The organism is Streptomyces sp. NPDC006458, assembly GCF_040612135.1.
GTDB lineage: Bacteria > Actinomycetota > Actinomycetes > Streptomycetales > Streptomycetaceae > Streptomyces.
This window is the reverse complement of the sequence record NZ_JBEXPR010000018.1, coordinates 142604-159626: the sequence shown is the minus strand read 5'-3', so window position 1 is coordinate 159626 and position 17023 is coordinate 142604. Positions and strand designations below refer to the sequence as shown.

General features: G+C 70.9%; 15 protein-coding genes. 6 read left to right on the top strand and 9 right to left on the bottom strand.

Translation table 11 applies throughout. From position 1 onward, the window contains the following. Positions 1-63 precede the first annotated feature (63 nt). From ABZZ79_RS24525 to ABZZ79_RS24500, 6 genes are all read right to left on the bottom strand, one after another. On the bottom strand, positions 64-1164 hold the full coding sequence (locus ABZZ79_RS24525) for an ionic transporter y4hA (RefSeq protein WP_356692017.1): 1101 nt from the start codon (positions 1162-1164) through the stop codon (positions 64-66). Positions 1165-1535: 371 nt separating this feature from the next. Continuing rightward, positions 1536-2537 (bottom strand): TerC/Alx family metal homeostasis membrane protein, encoded by a 1002-nt coding sequence (locus ABZZ79_RS24520; protein WP_356692015.1) that lies wholly within the window; start codon positions 2535-2537, stop codon positions 1536-1538. A gap of 263 nt (positions 2538-2800) precedes the next feature. Next, entirely contained in the window at positions 2801-4843 is a 2043-nt protein-coding gene (locus ABZZ79_RS24515) for a TerD family protein (protein ID WP_356692013.1), read from the bottom strand. Positions 4844-4901: 58 nt separating this feature from the next. Beyond that, the gene (locus tag ABZZ79_RS24510) at positions 4902-5480 is read right to left on the bottom strand and encodes a TerD family protein (RefSeq protein ID WP_356692011.1); all 579 of its coding nucleotides are present in this window, start codon (positions 5478-5480) and stop codon (positions 4902-4904) included. A 183-nt stretch (positions 5481-5663) separates the two neighbouring features. Next, positions 5664-7802, bottom strand: a complete 2139-nt coding sequence (gene uvrB / locus ABZZ79_RS24505) for an excinuclease ABC subunit UvrB (protein WP_356692009.1) — start codon at positions 7800-7802, stop codon at positions 5664-5666. Positions 7803-7842: 40 nt separating this feature from the next. Continuing rightward, entirely contained in the window at positions 7843-8682 is an 840-nt protein-coding gene (locus ABZZ79_RS24500) for an MHYT domain-containing protein (RefSeq protein WP_356692007.1), read from the bottom strand. 312 nt (positions 8683-8994) lie between these two features. Between ABZZ79_RS24500 and ABZZ79_RS24495 the strand changes: the two genes are divergently transcribed. The 3 genes from ABZZ79_RS24495 to ABZZ79_RS24485 all read left to right on the top strand — a co-directional run bounded on the left by ABZZ79_RS24495 (position 8995) and on the right by ABZZ79_RS24485 (position 11486). Beyond that, positions 8995-9549 (top strand): methylated-DNA--[protein]-cysteine S-methyltransferase, encoded by a 555-nt coding sequence (locus tag ABZZ79_RS24495; protein WP_356692005.1) that lies wholly within the window; start codon positions 8995-8997, stop codon positions 9547-9549. A gap of 93 nt (positions 9550-9642) precedes the next feature. After that, positions 9643-10548, top strand: coding sequence for a pseudouridine-5'-phosphate glycosidase (locus ABZZ79_RS24490; RefSeq protein ID WP_356692003.1), 906 nt, complete (start codon positions 9643-9645; stop codon positions 10546-10548). Continuing rightward, complete coding sequence (locus tag ABZZ79_RS24485) at positions 10545-11486, top strand: sugar kinase (RefSeq protein WP_356692001.1); 942 nt, start codon at positions 10545-10547, stop codon at positions 11484-11486. The genes ABZZ79_RS24490 and ABZZ79_RS24485 overlap by 4 nt, the downstream gene beginning before the upstream one ends. Before the next feature lie 111 nt (positions 11487-11597). Here the strand turns inward: ABZZ79_RS24485 and ABZZ79_RS24480 are convergent, their stop codons facing one another. Continuing rightward, a complete protein-coding gene (locus tag ABZZ79_RS24480) occupies positions 11598-12530 on the bottom strand; it encodes a methyltransferase domain-containing protein (protein WP_356691999.1) in 933 nt (310 codons plus the stop codon). Positions 12531-12926: 396 nt separating this feature from the next. Between ABZZ79_RS24480 and corA the strand changes: the two genes are divergently transcribed. Further along, positions 12927-14054 carry a magnesium/cobalt transporter CorA gene (corA, locus tag ABZZ79_RS24475; protein WP_356691997.1) on the top strand — a complete coding sequence of 376 codons (1128 nt, stop codon included), beginning with the start codon at positions 12927-12929 and terminating at the stop codon, positions 14052-14054. A gap of 103 nt (positions 14055-14157) precedes the next feature. Here corA and ABZZ79_RS24470 read toward each other — a convergent pair whose 3' ends face one another. Together ABZZ79_RS24470 and ABZZ79_RS24465 are read right to left on the bottom strand one after the other, a co-directional pair. Beyond that, on the bottom strand, positions 14158-14577 hold the full coding sequence (locus tag ABZZ79_RS24470) for a CBS domain-containing protein (protein WP_356691995.1): 420 nt from the start codon (positions 14575-14577) through the stop codon (positions 14158-14160). A gap of 280 nt (positions 14578-14857) precedes the next feature. Then, a complete protein-coding gene (locus tag ABZZ79_RS24465; RefSeq protein ID WP_356691993.1) occupies positions 14858-15490 on the bottom strand; it encodes a uridine kinase in 633 nt (210 codons plus the stop codon). Between the two features lie 111 nt (positions 15491-15601). On the opposite strand from ABZZ79_RS24465, the gene ABZZ79_RS24460 reads away from it, so the two are divergent. Together ABZZ79_RS24460 and ABZZ79_RS24455 are read left to right on the top strand one after the other, a co-directional pair. Further along, entirely contained in the window at positions 15602-16300 is a 699-nt protein-coding gene (locus ABZZ79_RS24460; protein WP_356691991.1) for a DUF2293 domain-containing protein, read from the top strand. A gap of 180 nt (positions 16301-16480) precedes the next feature. Then, a complete protein-coding gene (locus ABZZ79_RS24455) occupies positions 16481-16960 on the top strand; it encodes an anthrone oxygenase family protein (RefSeq protein ID WP_356692073.1) in 480 nt (159 codons plus the stop codon). The last annotated feature ends 63 nt before the right edge of the window (positions 16961-17023 follow it).

Sequence of the window (17023 nt, the reverse complement as noted above, 5' to 3'; positions counted from 1 at the left end):
GGGCCATGGGTTGAGGGTCGTGGGTCAGGGGCGTGGGTTGAGGGCGGGCGCCGTCGCGCCTTGCTACGGGTTGATCGCCAGTTCCAGGTACGCCGCGAAGATCACCAGGTGCACACCGCCCTGCAGCGGTGTCGCCCGGCCCGGTACGACCGTCAGTGAGCCCACCACGATGGTCAGGGTCAGCAGCACCATGTGGATGGCGCTGAGGCCGAGGACGAGCGGACCGGAGAGCCAGATCGTGGCCAGGGCGACCGCCGGGATGGTCAGGCCGATGCTGGCCATGGCCGAGCCGAGGGCGAGGTTCAAGCTGGTCTGGACGCGGTCCCGGCGGGCGGAGCGCAGCGCCGCGATGGTCTCGGGGAGCAGCACCAGCAACGCGATGATCACACCCACGACGGCTTGGTGCAGTCCGGCCGCCTCCACACCGTCCTCGATGGTCGGTGACACGCCCTTGGCGAGGCCGACCACCCCGACCAGGGCCAGGCCGAGCAGGCCGAGGCTGATCAGCGCGGTGCGGGAGGAGGGCGCGGAGGCGTGGTCCTCGAAGGTGATCACCTCGCCCTGGCGGGTGATCGGCAGGAAGTAGTCGCGGTGGCGCACTGTCTGGGTCGCCACGAACAGCCCGTAGAGGATCAGCGACGACAGCGCGGCGAAGGTCAGTTGGACCGTGGAGAACTCGGGTCCCGGCTTGCTCGTGGTGAAGGTCGGCAGCACCAGGCTGAGCGTTGCGAGCGTCGCGACTGTGGCCAGGGCGGCGCCCGTGCCCTCGGAATTGAAAACCGCGGTGCCGTGGCGCAGCGAGGACACCAGCAGGCAGATACCGACGATGCCGTTGCAGGTGATCATCACGGCGGCGAAGACGGTATCCCTGGCCAGGGTCGCGCTCTTGTCGCCGCCGTCCACCATCAAGGTGACGATGAGCGCCACTTCGATGATCGTCACGGCGACGGCCAGCACCAGTGAGCCGAAGGGTTCGCCGACGCGGTGGGCCACCACCTCGGCGTGGTGGACGGCCGCCAGGACGGCACCGGCCAGGACCAGCGTCACCACCGCCACGACCGCGCCGGGCAGATCACGACCCCAGGTGAAGACCAGAAGGACCACGGCGAGCACCGGCACGAGAGACGTCCAACGAGTGGCGAGCGACCGGAGCCTGACGATCATGCGGTGATCCTCCCAGAGGCGCACAGGCCCCGCATTCCGGCCCAATGGGGGTGTCCGTCCGCGGGACGCGACGGTGTGCGCGGCCCGCCGTGCGCGTCTCTGTCCGAGGTCGCACGCGACAACCCCGACCGCTACTACGCCCTCATCGAGTTCGAGCCGTACGAGGAGGCCATGCGTAACAGCGAGGACCGGAGACCACCAAGCTCGCCGAACAACTGGGTGCGCTCAGCAGCAACCGCCGCTTCGTCAACTGCGACCTGCCGGTCCCCAGAGCCGGGGACACGCACGGCACCCGAGCAAGCACCGGGAGGGGCGCTCGGCGATGCGACACGGCTCCCTCCCTGTGCTGGTTCTTCGTACGTCGGACGTGGTCAGGCCTCGACGCTGTCCTTCGCGGCGCCTTCGCCCTCGGTGCGCGCCGCCTCGGCCGCCGCCTGCTTCCTCGTCGCCATCAGGCTGGTGACGGTGGTGACGATCAGGACGGCGCAGATCACCCCGAGCGAGACGGGGATGCTGATCTCCGGGACAGGGACGCCGGACTCGTGCAGGGCATGCAGCACGAGCTTGACGCCGATGAAGCCCAGGATGATCGACAGGCCGTACGAGAGGTGGACCAGCTTCTTGAGCAGGCCGCCGATGAGGAAGTACAGCTGCCGCAGCCCCATCAGGGCGAACGCGTTGGCGGTGAAGACGATGTACGGGTCCTGCGTGAGACCGAAGATCGCGGGGATCGAGTCGAGGGCGAACAGGACGTCGGTGGTGCCGAGGGCGAGCATCACGACCAGCATCGGGGTCATGACCCGCTTGCCGTTCTGCTGGATCCACAGCTTGGTGCCGTGGTAGCGGTCGGCGACACCGAACCTGCGCTCGGCCGCCTTCAGCAGCTTGCTCTCCTCGTACTCCTCGTCGTGCTCCTCGGAACGAGCCTCCTGGATGAGCTTCCAGGCCGTCCAGATCAGGAAGGCGCCGAAGAGGTAGAACACCCACGCGAAGCTGGCGATGATCGCGGCTCCGGCGGCGATGAAGATCGCGCGCAGGACCAGGGCTATGAGGACACCGACCAGCAGTACCCGCTGCTGGTACTGCGAGGGCACCGCGAACTTCGCCATGATCAGGACGAAGACGAAGAGGTTGTCGACGCTGAGGGACTTCTCGGTGATGTAGCCCGCGAAGAACTCGCCGGCGGGCTGGCCGCCGCCGAAGACCAGCAGGCCGACGCCGAAGAGGCCGGCCAGGACGATCCAGACGACCGTCCAGATTCCGGCTTCCTTGATCGACACGTCATGGGGTTTGCGGCCGATGAAGAAATCGACCGCGATGAGGGCCGCGAGACCCACGATCGTCAGGACCCACAGGGTCAGGGAAACATCCACTGCGCCTCCGGCAGTACGTAACGGCAAACAAGTCAGTCAGCGTCGTCGCTGCCGGAGGTCTCTTCCACCCGGGAGCACCGTGCGGGCTCGGGCCGACGCCCCGGGATCTGGCCTGATCCGTATTGACGGGGTCGCCGCAGTTGGCAGGGAGTACTCCCCTCCGTACGGAAAAGAGTACTCCAATCACCAAGGAAAGGTAAAGAGCAAGGTAAAGGAAAGGGTAAATGCGCTGCTCAGCGGGCCTTTACTCGGGCTTGGTCAAGTCAGCGGTTCAGTTCACGCCTGGCCGCGGCGACCTGCGTCAGCACCTGAGGGAGCACCTGGCTGCCGGGCGGCACGAGCGGGGGCTCGTAGGTCCAGCAGTGCCCCACCCACGGATCGGCGAGGTGGTCGTCGGGGACCGGGGTCAGTCGCAGCAGCGAACGCCACAGCGGGTCCAGCAACGGGCCGTAGGCCGACGCGTCCTCGCGGTCGGCGACCATCATCAGATGGACGCCCACGGCCGGGCCCTCGTCCGCCAGATAGCGAAGCTGGTTGACGGCCCGGTCGTCGAAGCCGTGCGGGAAGTCGTTCACCAACAGCAGTTGCTGCGAGGTGTCGAACCCGGGCGGAAGCGCGTCGGACGCACCGCCACGCATGGCCATCTGCACCAGGTCGACCCGCTGGGTCAGCCGGGCCAGCACCTCGGTGACCCCGGCGGCGCCGTGCGCGGGCGGGCTCGCCAGCACGCCGGTCTGCACGAGCGGCGCGAGCGCCTGGGCGCCCGCGCCCGCGGGGTCGATGACGTGCACGGTGAACTCGCCCGCCGGATGGACCGCGAGCAGCCGCGCGGCATGCGCCACAGCCGTCTCCATGCCGAGCCGCCGCCGGTCGTGGGAGTCCGTGAAGGTGCCGTCGGTCGATCCCGTGCGCCCGCTGTCGATCCACAGACCGCGCTCCAGCGGCAGGCGGACCAGCATCGGGATGCGCAGCTCGGCGCACTCGGGCAGATGGAGTTCGCCAAGGCGCACGGCCATCGGCATCTCCATCGGGACCCGGTAGGCGTGCCAGACCGGGTTGTCCCAGCGGGCGTAGGGAGCGGGCAGCGCGGGCTCGACGACGTCCGACTCGGCGGTCAGCTGGGCAACGTCACGGTCCAGGGCCTGCCGTGCCTGGTCCACCAACTGGGCGCGTTTGGCCTGCGCGGCCTCCCGGGCGGCGTCGCCCTGCCCGCCGATACGGGCGCGCGGGTCGGACAGCACCTGATCGAGCTCCTTCTCCATGCGGGAGTCGGCGAAGTCGACGGCGCTGCGGTACGAGGCCGCGGTGCGGGCGAGGTCCTCGAACATGCCCCACACCTGGTTGTAGAGCCGCTCGTCCATCGACCAGCCGCTCGCGTCACCCGCCACGGGCGTCGCGGGCTGCCCGGGCTGGGCCGGGGGCGCGGCCGGCGGGGGCGGCGGAGGGGCCGCGTTCTGCCTGCGCGGATGGCTGTAGTCGACGGGACCGCCGGAGCCGGGCGTGGCGGACTGGGTGACGGCGGAGGCGTCGGCGGGGTCCGGGCCGCCGGTGAAGCCGGTCGTCGGCTGCGGGGTGTCCGGCAGGGGCGTCTGTCCCGTCTGCGGGCTCGCGCCGCCGTACGACGCCCCGGTCTGCGGGCTCGTGCCGCCGCCGTACGAGGAGCCGCTCTGGTCCGGGCCCACCGCCGGGGCGGCGGGCTGGCGGGAGCGGTCGGTGTCCGTCGTGCGCGGCGGGGGCGCGGCCACGGACCGGGCCACGCCCTGGGTCACGGCCTCGTTGATCCCGCTCGCGAGCTGGTGCGCCTCGGCCAGACCCTGATCGGCGAGGAGCTCGGCGAGACCGCCTGCGTAACCCTGGCCGACCGCGCGCACCTTCCACGCGCCCTGCCTGCGGTACAGCTCCAGGGCGACGACGGAGCACTCTGCCTCAAGGCCGGTGATGGTGTAGCTGGCGACCTCGGTGCCGTCGAGGCCGGTGACGGCGACGAAGGGGGCGGCCATGGCGCCGAAGCTGACCGGGCCTCCCACACCTGTCGGCAGGGCGAGCAGAACACTGATCCGGTGCACGCTGTCCGGCATGGCGTCCAGGTCCACCGCCAGGCGGTGATCGGCGGCCGCCTGCCGGGAGACCTCCAGGCCGGGCAGTGTGGGCGCGCCCGGATGGGCCACCCACTCGACGCCGTGCACGGTGCCGTGCTCGTCGCTGAGGGTGGCCCCGGCCACGATCGGCTTGCCGGCCGAGACCCGGATCTCTAGACGGGTCTGGGAGAGCGGGTGGTTCTGCCCCCGCACCAGCTCGGCCGTCATCGCCTTCGTCCCCCTGTGTCGCTCGTGGTGGTGTCGTGTTCCGCTCGCCGTGCGGGTCTTACAGAACCGGCAGGATGGCCGGCATCAGGTCCTGGAAGGTGCGGCCGTTGGCCGGTGAGCCCAGGGCCGTCATCGTCCAGCCGGGACCGGTGCGGTGCACCTTGGCCATGATCTGGGCGGTGTAGGCGCCGCCGCCGGCGAGGGTGTAGCGGGCCAGCTCCTGGCCGTTCGTCTCGTCGACGAGGCGGCAGAACGCGTTCTGCACCTCCTGGAACGTCTGGCCCGTGAAGGAGTTCACGGTGAAGACGATCTGGTCGATGTGGACCGGGACGCGCTGGAGGTCGACGAGGATGGCCTCGTCGTCGCCGCCCTGTCCGACGCCACCGACGAGGTTGTCACCGGTGTGGCGGACGGAGCCGTCGTCGCTCACCAGGTGGCGGAAGAAGACGACATCGACCGGCTGCTTGTCGGCGAACAGGACCGCGGAGGCGTCGAGGTCGATCTCGCGGGTCCGCGAGCCGAACAGGCCACGGCGGGGCGCCGCCTGCCAGCCGAGACCCATGCGCACCGCGCTCAGGCTGCCGCCGTCGTTCTTCTGCAGACTGATGGCCTGACCCTTGGTCATGTTGACGGTCACGCGCTGATTCCCCTCTCGAACTTCCCCTGTTGCCGCGAAGTACGCGGCTGACCGAAACCCTACGCACGCCCACCGACACTGCCGAACCCGGGACCGTACTTTGTGTCGGTCTTGCAACACAGCGCGGACGAGGGGGCGGCTCGGGCGCCGACCGCAGTGACGGGCGGCGCCCAGGGAGCCTCGTCAGGCGATGCCCGCCTCCTTCATCTGGCGCAGTTCCTTCTTCATCTCGGACACCTCGTCCCGCAGGCGTGCCGCGATCTCGAACTGGAGGTCCGCCGCCGCGGCCCGCATCCGCGCGGTCAGCTCCTCGATCTGCTCGGTGAGTTCCGCTGCCGGACGGTCGGTCGGCACGGTCTCCTTGGCCTTGCCCTTGGCGGACTTGGCCGCCTTGGCGCCCTTGGCGCCGAGCGAGGGCACCGGCGCCTTGGTGCCCCGGCCGTCCTTCTTGGCCCGGTAGCCGGTACCGAGCAGCTGCTCGGTGTCGACGTCCTCGCGGGCGATCTGCGCGACGATGTCGTTGATCTTCTTGCGCAGCGGTTGCGGGTCGATGCCGTTGGCCTTGTTGTAGGCGATCTGCTTCTCCCGGCGGCGGTTGGTCTCGTCGATGGCCTTCTCCATCGCCCGGGTGATCTTGTCGGCGTACATGTGGACCTGGCCGGATACGTTGCGCGCCGCGCGGCCGATGGTCTGGATCAGCGAGGTGCCCGAGCGCAGGAAGCCCTCCTTGTCGGCGTCCAGGATCGCCACCAGGGACACCTCGGGCAGGTCGAGGCCCTCGCGCAGCAGGTTGATGCCGACCAGGACGTCGAACTCACCGCTGCGCAGCTCGCGCAGCAGCTCCACCCGGCGCAGGGTGTCGACGTCGCTGTGCAGATAGCGCACCTGGATGCCCAGTTCCAGGAAGTAGTCGGTGAGGTCCTCGGCCATCTTCTTGGTGAGCGTGGTGACCAGGACGCGCTCGTCCTTCTCGACCCGGCTGCGGATCTCGTGCACCAGGTCGTCGATCTGTCCCTCGGTGGGCTTGACGACGACCTCGGGGTCGATCAGGCCGGTCGGGCGGATGATCTGCTCGACGACGCCGTCCGCGCGGGACATCTCGTAGGTGCCGGGCGTCGCCGACAGGTACACGGTCTGGCCGATGCGCCCCTGGAACTCCTCCCACTTCAAGGGGCGGTTGTCCAGGGCGGAGGGCAGCCGGAAGCCGTGCTCGACGAGGGTGCGCTTGCGGGAGGCGTCGCCCTCGTACATGGCGCCGATCTGCGGCACCGTCACGTGGGACTCGTCGATGACGAGCAGGAAGTCGTCCGGGAAGTAGTCCAGCAGCGTGTTCGGCGGAGAACCGGGCTGCCGCCCGTCGAAGTGCATCGAGTAGTTCTCCACGCCGGAGCAGGTGCCGATCTGGCGGAGCATCTCGATGTCGTAGGTGGTGCGCATGCGCAGGCGCTGGGCCTCCAGGAGCTTGCCCTGCTTCTCCAGCTCGGTGAGCCGCTCGCCGAGCTCCTTCTCGATGTCGTTGACGGCCCGCTCCATGCGCTCGGGGCCGGCGACGTAGTGGGAGGCCGGGAAGATGTACAGCTGCTGGTCGTCGCTGATGATCTCGCCGGTGAGCGGATGCAGGGTGGACAGGGCCTCGATCTCGTCGCCGAACATCTCGATGCGCACGGCGAGCTCCTCGTAGACCGGGAAGATCTCGATGGTGTCGCCGCGCACCCGGAAGGTGCCCCGGGTGAACGCCATGTCGTTGCGCGTGTACTGGATGTCCACGAAGCGGCGCAGCAGCTCGTCGCGGTCGAGCTCGTCGCCCACGCGGAGCGGGACCATGCGGTCGACGTACTCCTGGGGCGTACCGAGGCCGTAGATGCAGGACACCGAGGCGACCACGACGACGTCGCGGCGGGTGAGCAGTGAGTTCGTCGCGGAGTGCCGCAGGCGCTCGACCTCCTCGTTGATCGAGGAGTCCTTCTCGATGTAGGTGTCCGACTGCGGGACGTAGGCCTCGGGCTGGTAGTAGTCGTAGTACGAGACGAAGTATTCGACCGCGTTGTTCGGGAGCAGCTCGCGGAACTCGTTCGCCAGCTGGGCGGCCAGCGTCTTGTTCGGCGCCATCACCAGGGTGGGGCGCTGGAGCTTCTCGATCATCCACGCGGTGGTGGCGGACTTGCCGGTGCCGGTCGCGCCCAGCAGGACGACGTCCTTCTCACCGGCGTCGATGCGCTTGGCCAGGTCGGCGATGGCCGTCGGCTGGTCACCGTTGGGCTGGTAGGAGCTGACGACCTCAATGGGCGCCACCGTGCGTTCGATGTGGGAAACGGGCCGCATGGGATCCACCGTACGACCCGCCACTGACAACGGGGGCGGGCTAGCGGTTCTGGGGGGTGCGTGCGCCCCGGGTGAGGCGGCGTGCGGAGGCGGGTTCGGCGGGGGCGCGGGCGGGGACGCCGGGCTTCTGTTCCGCGCGGGGCCAGTCCGGTGTGCCGGTGACCATCAGCGGGTCGAACAGCGCGACGACGCCGGCGAGACCCAGGAAGGCCAGCGGGCCGATCAGCATCGGGGCGAGCAGGGCGGCGGGCGAGTCGCCCGTGGACGGGTCGGCCGTGCCGTGCAGGTGGACGCTGAGCGCGGCCATGCCCGTGTAGTGCATGCCGCTCACGGCGAGTCCCATGACGAGGCTCGCGCCGACGCTCCAGGCGAAACCGCGCACCTGTCCCGCGGCCCACAGGGCGGCGGTGGCGGCGACCATGGCGATGACGACCGACGCGGCGACGGTGAGGGTGTTGTACTGCAGTTTTCCGTCGAGGCGCAGTCCGGCCATGCCCAGATAGTGCATGGAGGCGACGCCCAGCCCGGTGATCGTTCCGCCGGTGAACAGGGCCGCACCGCGGGTGCCCTTGTAGCCGACGATGAAGATCCCGACTCCGACCATGACGATGGCGACGCCGAGGCTGGCGTACGTGGTGGGCCGGTCGTAGTGGATCGGGACCTCGTCGACCGTGAAGCCCATCATGGCGATGAAGTGCATGGTCCATATGCCGGAGCCGATGGCGGCGGAGCCCAGGGCGAGCCATCCGGGGCGCCGGGACTCGACCAGCATGGATCTCGTGGTGCAGCGCAGGCCGAGGGCACCGCCCAGGCAGGCCATCAGATAGGCCACCACCGGGGTGACCAGGCCGTAGCTGAATCCGTCGACCGTGCCCTGCATGCGCGGTTGCCCTTCCGCCCTGTGCGTCCCGCAACGCCCTGATATCCGCCCCTCCCGAAACCGCTCGGGCGGTCAGGGTCGAGTGCAGAGAGTATGACCCCCACCGGAACGCTCGAACGATTTTCCGGTAAAGAAACACGACTCTGCCCCACTTGTGCGGCCCAGGTGAGCGACCGGAGGCGTCCGCATTCGATCTGTGTCCCTCACGCACCGCCCGCCTGTGACCCTCCGCTGACCCCTGCCGCTGATGAGGCTGACGCCGATATCGCCTGATCACCGCACGTTGTCAGTGGTGAGCCGTACGGTGGTCGCATGAACAGCCATGGGCAGGGCGAGCAGCAGGTCGTGTGGGCCGTCGTCGGCACCGACATCGGCCCGCTGCTGCTGGCGGCGACCCGCGAGGGCCTGGTCAACGTCGTCTTCCACGCCACCGACGCGGTGCGCGACAAGGCGCTGGAGCGGCTGAGGTCACGCCTCGGCACCGGCCCGGTGGAGGATCCCGGGTCCCCGCTGCTGACCGAGGCGATAGGCCAGGTCGAGGCGTACTTCTCCGGGCGGCGCCACGGCTTCGAGCTGCCGTTGGACTGGTCGCTGATCTCGGGCTTCAACCGGCAGGTGCTGCGCGAGCTGGCCGCCGGTGTCCCGTACGGCGCGGTCGTCGGCTACGGCGACCTCGCCCGTCGCGTCGGCCAGCCGGGTGCCGCGCAGGCCGTGGGGGTCGCGATGGGTTCCAATCCGCTGCCGGTGGTGGTGCCCTGCCACCGGGTCGTGGAGAGCGACGGGGGCATCGGCGGGTTCGGCGGGGGGCTGGAGACGAAGCGCAAGCTGCTCGCCCTGGAGGGCGTGCTGCCCGAGCCCCTGTTCTGAGGTGGACGGCCCGAGCCGCCGCGTCGTGAGGGTTTGACCGGCAGCGCCCCCCGCCAGAGATCAGGGGAGACCCGACAGACAGGAGGCAGGCGCGTGCTGGTGGTGTCCGATGAGGTGCGGGAGGCGGTCGAGACGCGTCGCCCGGTGGTGGCTCTGGAGTCCACGATCATCGCGCACGGGCTGCCGCGCCCGCGCAACCTTGAAGTGGCACTGGAGCTGGAGGCCGCAGTCCGGCGCGAGGGAGCGGTACCGGCCACGATCGCGGTCCTGGACGGTCGACCTTTGGTCGGCCTGGACAAGGATCAACTGGAACGCGTCGCCAACGAGGACGGGATCCGCAAGCTGGGCCAGCGCGACCTGCCGCTCGCCGTGGCGTCGGGGGCGAGCGGTGCGACGACCGTCTCGGCGACCTCGGCGCTGGCGGCCCTGGCCGGCGTGCGGGTGTTCGCGACGGGCGGGCTCGGCGGCGTGCACCGGGAGTGGACGGTGACGCAGGACGAGTCGGCCGACCTGGGCCTGCTGGCGCGCACGCGGATCACGGTGGTCTGCGCGGGGGTGAAGTCGATCCTCGACGTACCGGCGACGTTGCAGCGGCTGGAGACGCTCGGAGTCGCCGTGGCCGGATACGGCACGGATCGCTTTCCTGGCTTCTATCTCTCCGACTCGGGGCACCCGGTGGAGTGGCGGCTGGACAGTCCCGAGCAGGTGGCGAGGGTGATGCGGGCGCAGGACGGGCTCGGCGCGGCCGAGTCGGCGCTGATCGTCGCCAACCCCGTGCCGGAGGAGGAACAGCTCGACCCGGAGCTGCACGCGCGCGTGCTCGCCGACGCGTTGCGGGCGTGCGAGGCGGAGGGGATCAGCGGCCAGGCGGTCACCCCGTTCCTGCTCGACCATCTCGTTCGGCACACCGACGGTGCCTCGCTGAGCGCCAATCTCGCGGCGGTGCGCGGCAACGTGCGGCTGGCCGCGCGGATCGCGACGGCCTGGGCCGGGGCGTGACCGGGCCTCGCGGTGGGGCGCTGCTGGTGGCGGGGGACGTGATCACGGACGTCGTCGCCCGGCATCGCGGACCGCTCGCCGCGGGCACCGACACGGCAGCGGCGATCAGCCTGGTGCCGGGCGGGGCGGGCGCCAATGTGGCCTGCTGGGCGGCGCACCGGGGGTGCGCGGACGTGCGGATGTTCGGGCGGGTCGGCGCGGATTCCGCGGCCTGGCACGAGCGGGAGTTGGCGGCGTACGGCGTGCGGCCTTTCCTGGTCGTCGATCCGCAGGCGCCGACTGGGACCGTCGTGTGCCTCGTGGACACCGAGGCGTCCGCGGAGCGCACGTTCCTCACCGACAGCGGCGCCTCCCTGCGGCTCGGGCCCGAGGACTGGCAGGACTCGCTGCTGGACGGTGTCGCATGGCTGCATCTGTCGGGGTATCTGCTGTTCTCCGACCCGAGCCGTGCTCTGGTGGCCAGGGCGATCGCTTCGGCACGCGCGCGGGGGGTGCCGGTGAGCCTCGATCCGGCCTCGTCGGGCTTTCTGAAGGGCCTCGGCGTGGAGCGTTTCCTCACGCTCGTCGAAGGAGTGGACGTCCTGCTGCCCAGCCGGGACGAGGCGTGCTTGCTGACTGGCCTGGCGGACACCGGGGACGCGGCGGCCGAGCTCAGCCGTCGCGTCCCGCTGGTCGTGGCCAAACAGGGCGCGGCCGGTGCGGTGGTGGCACGGTCGGGCGCCGTACGGGCCCGTGTTCCGGCCGTACCCGCGGCGCCTTGCGACACCACCGGCGCGGGCGACGCCTTCACCGGCGGGTTCCTCACCGCGCTGCTCATGGGCGCCGAGCCCGAGGAGGCCGCGGCGCAGGGGGCGCGAGCGGGGGCGACGGCTGTGGAGCGGATTGGGGGCCGGCCGCCCGAGGCGCGCGGGCGTACGGGAACCGAGGGGCTGGGGTAGGTCGGAATGGCTCGGGCGGGCAGGGGCTGTACGGCGACCGGCGTGGGTCCGCGGTGTCGGGGCAGGTCCGGCGGCCGTGGGTGGGGGCGTGGGTCTGTCGGGTGGGCCCGGCTATGCCTTGCGCCCCCAGGCCGAGATGAGCGCGGGTGCGGCCAGGTCCATCCCGCCGGTGGAGATGTGGGACAGGTGGCGGTCGATGTCGGGGTCGGTGGCGAGGCCCGCGGCGACGAGTCGGCCGCGGACCTGGCGGATGGTCGCCGATTCGAGAGCGGCGCAGGCCGCGGAGGTGACGGGGAAGCAGGCGTCGGCCTCCACCTGGCGCAGACCGGCCTGGCGCAGCAGGCGCGGCAGGGTACGGCCGTGGGCGAGATCGACGCCGTGGTGGGCGAGCAGGGAACGGACGCCCTCCCGCAGCCGGTTCGCCAACTGCTGTTCGGGGCCGGACTCGTCGGGGCAGAGCAGCGGTTGCAGGGTGGCGTCGGTGTCCTCGACCAGAAGGCGCCCGCCGGGCCGCAGGGCTTTGACCATGGAGCGCAGTGCCCGCTCGCGATCGGGCACGCGACCGAGCACGAGCCGGGCGTGGACCAGGTCGAACCCCTCCGCCGGCGGCTCCTGCGCGGCCACGTCGTGCACACGCAGTTCGACCGGCGGGCGGGCCGGTGATTCCGCCCAGGAGATATCGGTGGCGGTCGCCATGACCTTGCCGGTGGGGCCGACCTTCTTCGCGAGCCAGGAGACCACGCTCGGGCCGGACGCGCCGACCTCCCAGCAGCGCCAGCCGGGGCCGACGCCGAACCCTTCGAAGTGCCGGAACGTCACGGGATCGAAGAGCGCGGCGAAGGCGGCGCGCCACTCCACCACCTCGGCCCGCCGGCGCGCGAGCTCGTCCCGCCGGGGGTCGGGGGTGGTCACGCGTTGCTCCCGGGAGTCGCGCGGGGTGAGATGGCCGAGAAGTTCGGCCGGCTGCTCGGGCTGGGGGTCGGGCTGTGGGCGGTGGTCGCGATCATCGAGGTCGTCGAGCAGATGTCCGTCGGTTTGCGTCATGCCGCGATCATCCCAGTTGTCCGGGTTGTCGGACTGTGGCGACGCTCGGGGAGGGCCGGATGTCCGCCGTCGCGTCACGCACGGCGACTTCCGGCAGGGCGACTCCCGGCAGGGCGACCTCCGGCAGGGCGGCGGCCTCCGACAGGAACCGGACCGGCCGGGGTCGCGGCCGGTACCCCTCCTCGCACGCCCCCTCCCATCCGCCCCTTCCCCTCGGCGCACCCTCGCCCGCCCCCTCCCATCCGCCCCTTCCCCTCGCCGCACCCGTCGTCCACAGGCGGGAACAAAGCGGAATCCGCGCTACCCACAGCCTCACCCGCTCCTGGTTGCTTCCTGGCACACTGGCGCGACAAGGCGCGGGAAGGCGGCGCAAGGAGAACCACACAAGGAGTCCCGATGTCCATGGCAGGGAATCTGCGGAAGGTCACGAGCCTCGGCACGGTCGACGGTCTCCGCAGAGTGGCGCGCCTGGCCCGGGGGCGGCGCCGGGTCGACCTGAGCCACCCCGCCCGGTCGCCGCTGGGCTCCTCGGTGGTCAACTGCATCGCATACGACACCGGTGCCCGGGTCGACCTCGACGGCGATCTGGCCGACGTCATGAAAAGGGTACGCAAGAGCAGCGACGGCTTCGTGTGGCTGGGGCTGCACGAACCGACGGACCATGAGTTCGCGGGCGTGGCCGAGCTGTTCGACCTGCACCCACTGGCTGTCGAGGACGCGATCGAGGCGCATCAGCGACCGAAGGTCGAGCGCTACGGCGACACGCTGTTCGCCGTGTTCAAGACGGTCTGCTACGTGGAGCACGAGGAGTTGACCGCCACGAGCGAGGTGGTCGACACCGGCGAGATCATGGTCTTCGTCGGCCCCGACTTCGTCGTCACGGTGCGCCACGGCCGGCACGGCTCGCTCGGCCCGCTGCGCGAGGAGCTGGAGTCCAGCCCCTCCCAACTGGCCAAGGGCCCCTCCGCGGTACTGCACGCGGTCGCGGACCACGTGGTCGACGACTACCTCAGCGTCATCGAGTCGGTACAGCTGGACATCGACCAGGTGGAGACGGACGTCTTCGCGGAGAACGGCGCGCGGGCCGACCCCGGCCGCATCTACCAGCTCAAGCGGGAGCTGCTGGAGCTGAAGCGGGCCGTGGTCCCGCTGGGCCGTCCGCTCCTGGACCTCGCCGACCGGCCGATGCGAGCGGTCGACCCGGAGATACAGGCCTACTTCCGGGACGTCTCCGACCACCTCATACGGGCGACGGAACAGATCGCGGCGTTCGACGAACTGCTCAACTCGATCCTCCAGGCGCATCTCGCGCAGGTGACGGTCGCGCAGAACGAGGACATGCGCAAGATCACGGCGTGGGCGGCCATCGTCGCCGTCCCGACGATGGTCTGCGGGGTCTACGGCATGAACTTCGACCACATGCCCGAACTCCACTGGCGCTACGGCTACGGCATGGTCATCGGCGTCATAGCCGTGGCCTGTCTGGTGCTCTACCGCGGCTTCCGGCGCAACGGCTGGCTCTGAGCGCGGCGGATTCACCTCGGCGTGGAGGCGCACACGAGGGCGCCCCGCCCGGTACGAGGGCCCGGGCGGGGCGGGGTGGTGCGAGTCGGGCGCGGATGGCGGGTCAGGCCTGGGCGTAGACCCGTTCCACCCAGGTCGCGATCTGGTCGTCCGACAGATGTCGGGCGAGGTCGGCTTCGCTGATCATGCCGACGAGACGCTTGTTCTCGATGACGGGCAGCCTGCGGATCTGGTGGTCCTGCATCTCCCGGATCACGTCGCCTATGTCGGCACCCGCGTCGATCCAGCGGGGCGTGCCATGGGCCATCTCACCGGCGGTGACCCTGGCCGGGTCGTGGCCCATGGCCACACAGCCGACGACGATGTCGCGGTCGGTGAGGATGCCGCAGAGCCGGTCGTTCTGGTCGCCGATGGGCAGGGCTCCGACGTTGAGCTCACGCATCAGCTGCGCGGCGCGGTCGAGGGTCTCGTGAATGGGGATCCACTGTGCACCGCGGTGCATGATGTCTCCGGCGGTGGTCATGAACGTACCTCCCGGTGCCGGACGGCCGGCGCGGCGCGGGACGCACCGCTAGTCCCGGCGCCCTTCATTCTCTCCGCGCCGCCGAACGCCCGCACCCGGAGCCCGCGGCCCGGCCTCCAGTACCGGGACCCGGTACCCCCGCCCATAGCGCACTGGTATCGGCATTCGCCATCAGCCGGACTGCGTCGCCGTCGGTCGGCATCGGTCGCCATCAGCCGGCATCCCCCGCCGTCAGCCGCCCACCGCCTGCCGCCCGCCGTCCGCCGTCCGCCGTCAGCCGTCAGCCGTTCCACGCCGGATGGCGCGGGTCGTCGGCCCGTACGACGACGTCCGCGACGGAGACCGGGTCGGTCTCGTGCGTGTAGCGCTCGAAGGCGGGGAGCGTCCAGTGGTCGGCGTCGGGGGTGCGGCGGCGCAGGGCACCGGAGGAGAGGAGGACGTGGACGGTCAGATCGAAGGGGAACCAGTTCTTCAGAAGGAGGGGTCCGTGGAGCAGCAGCACTGCGCCCTGCGGGAGTTGGGCGTAGGGACTACGGGTGGCCCGGTCGGTGACCGGGTCCCACAGGTCGGGCAGAACACGTCCGTCACCGCCCGGTTCGAGGGGACCGAAGACCTCGCGCCAGAGGGCACTGGTGTCGAACCAGCCGCCGTAGTAGGCCTCCAGGTCCTGGTGGCCGTACTCCAGGCGGACGGAGGCGGGGCGCAGGAAACCCTCCGCTCCCACGATGAGCGAGGAGCGGCCGCGCAGGCGCAGCGCGTCCGAGACACGCTCGGCCAGGTCTCCGGGCCTCGCGGCCGGGGCGCCGTCGAAGGCGACGCGCGGCCAGGGACTGCCGTCGGCCGGTTCGAGGTCGAGCAGACGGTCGGCGAGGGCGTCGGCGAGCCGCTCCCAGGTGATCGCTTCGAGTCGCACACGGCCATGATGCCGCGCTCCGGGACCGGCCCGGGAACGGGTGCGGGCGGCTCGGGGAGTAGGCCCTGACCATGGAGTGGACCGAAGGGGGTCGAGGGGCATGAAGCGGGTATGACCGTTCCCACAACTCGCTCGCGCGGGGCCGGACTTCTCGTTGTCCAGTCCCTCAAGAGGAAGCGCTGCTCGGCGTGCCGTGGTGGGCCGCTGTCCCTGCTCGTCCTGGAGGAGGGGGCACCCCGGTGTCTCGACTGCTGCGACCTCGGGCACCTGGTGTTCCTGCCGCGCGGGGACACGGCGCTGACGCGCAGGTCGCGGGAGGAGAGCGGGCTGTCGGCGGTGGTGGTGCGGTTCAACCGACGCCGGAGCCGTTACGAGCGGCAGGGCGTCCTAGTCGAGGAGGCGGCGCTCGCCCGGGCCGAGGCCAGGTGCCTGGCGGACGCGGAGGCGCGGCGGCGGCGCAGGGCGCGGGACGCGCGCAGAAGGGCGGCCGAGGACGTGCGCTTCGCGGAGGCGTTCGCCGGGGAGATACTGCGGCTCTTCCCCGGGTGTCCCGAGGAGCGCGCCGTTAAGATCGCCGGGCACGCCTCGCTGCGCGGCAGCGGGCGCGTGGGACGCAGTGCCGCCGGGCGGGCGTTGACCGAGGGCGCGGTGACCTCGGCGGTCGTGGCCTCGGTACGGCACGTGGACACTCCTTACGACCAACTGCTCATGAACGGCATATCGCGATACGAGGCGCGACGGCGGATCATGCCGGCCGTGACGACGGTTTTGCGCGGGTGGCAGGAGGCGGGGGCTGACTCCGCGGGGTGAGACGGACGGGGCGGGCGCGGTCCGAGAGTGCCGCAGCACGGGCCCGGTCCCGCTGGACGCTCGCGTATGCCGTCGCGTCCCTCGCCCATGGCTAGGCGGGCTTCGGCGGCATTGACTGAAGGTGACGACAGGAACGCCCGCCCGGTGCTCGCCGGGCGGGAGAAGGAACGGGGTGTGGAGATGATCGAGGGAGAGCACTTCTGGCTGACGGTGCTGGGGGTCCTGGGAACGGGGCTGATGGCGGGGGTGTTCTGCGCCTTCTCGACGTTCGTGATGCGGGGGCTTGCCGAGCTTCCGGCGGCGCAGGGGGTGGCGGCGATGAACGCGATCAACAGGGCGGCGCCGAGACCGGCTTTCATGAGCGTGTTCATCGGGTCGGCCGTGCTGTGCGTGGTGCTGGCGGTGGTGACGCTCGTGGAGTGGCCGCGTGAGGGGAGGGTCGAGTTGCTGGCCGGGTGTGCGCTGTATCTGTTCGGGTCGTTCGGGGTGACCGTCGCGGCGAACGTGCCGCGCAATGACGCACTGCTGCGGCTGGAGCCCGGTACCCCGGAGGCGGACGCGTACTGGCCGGTGTATGTGCGCGAGTGGACGAGGTGGAACCATGTGCGGCTGGTCGCCTCGTCGGCGGCAGCGGTGCTGTTCGTGCTGGCCATATCCTGAGCTGCTCCGCCCGGAAAGCGCTGCCGCAAGCCCTGGCGGAAGCCCTGCCGCGAGCATCGCCGC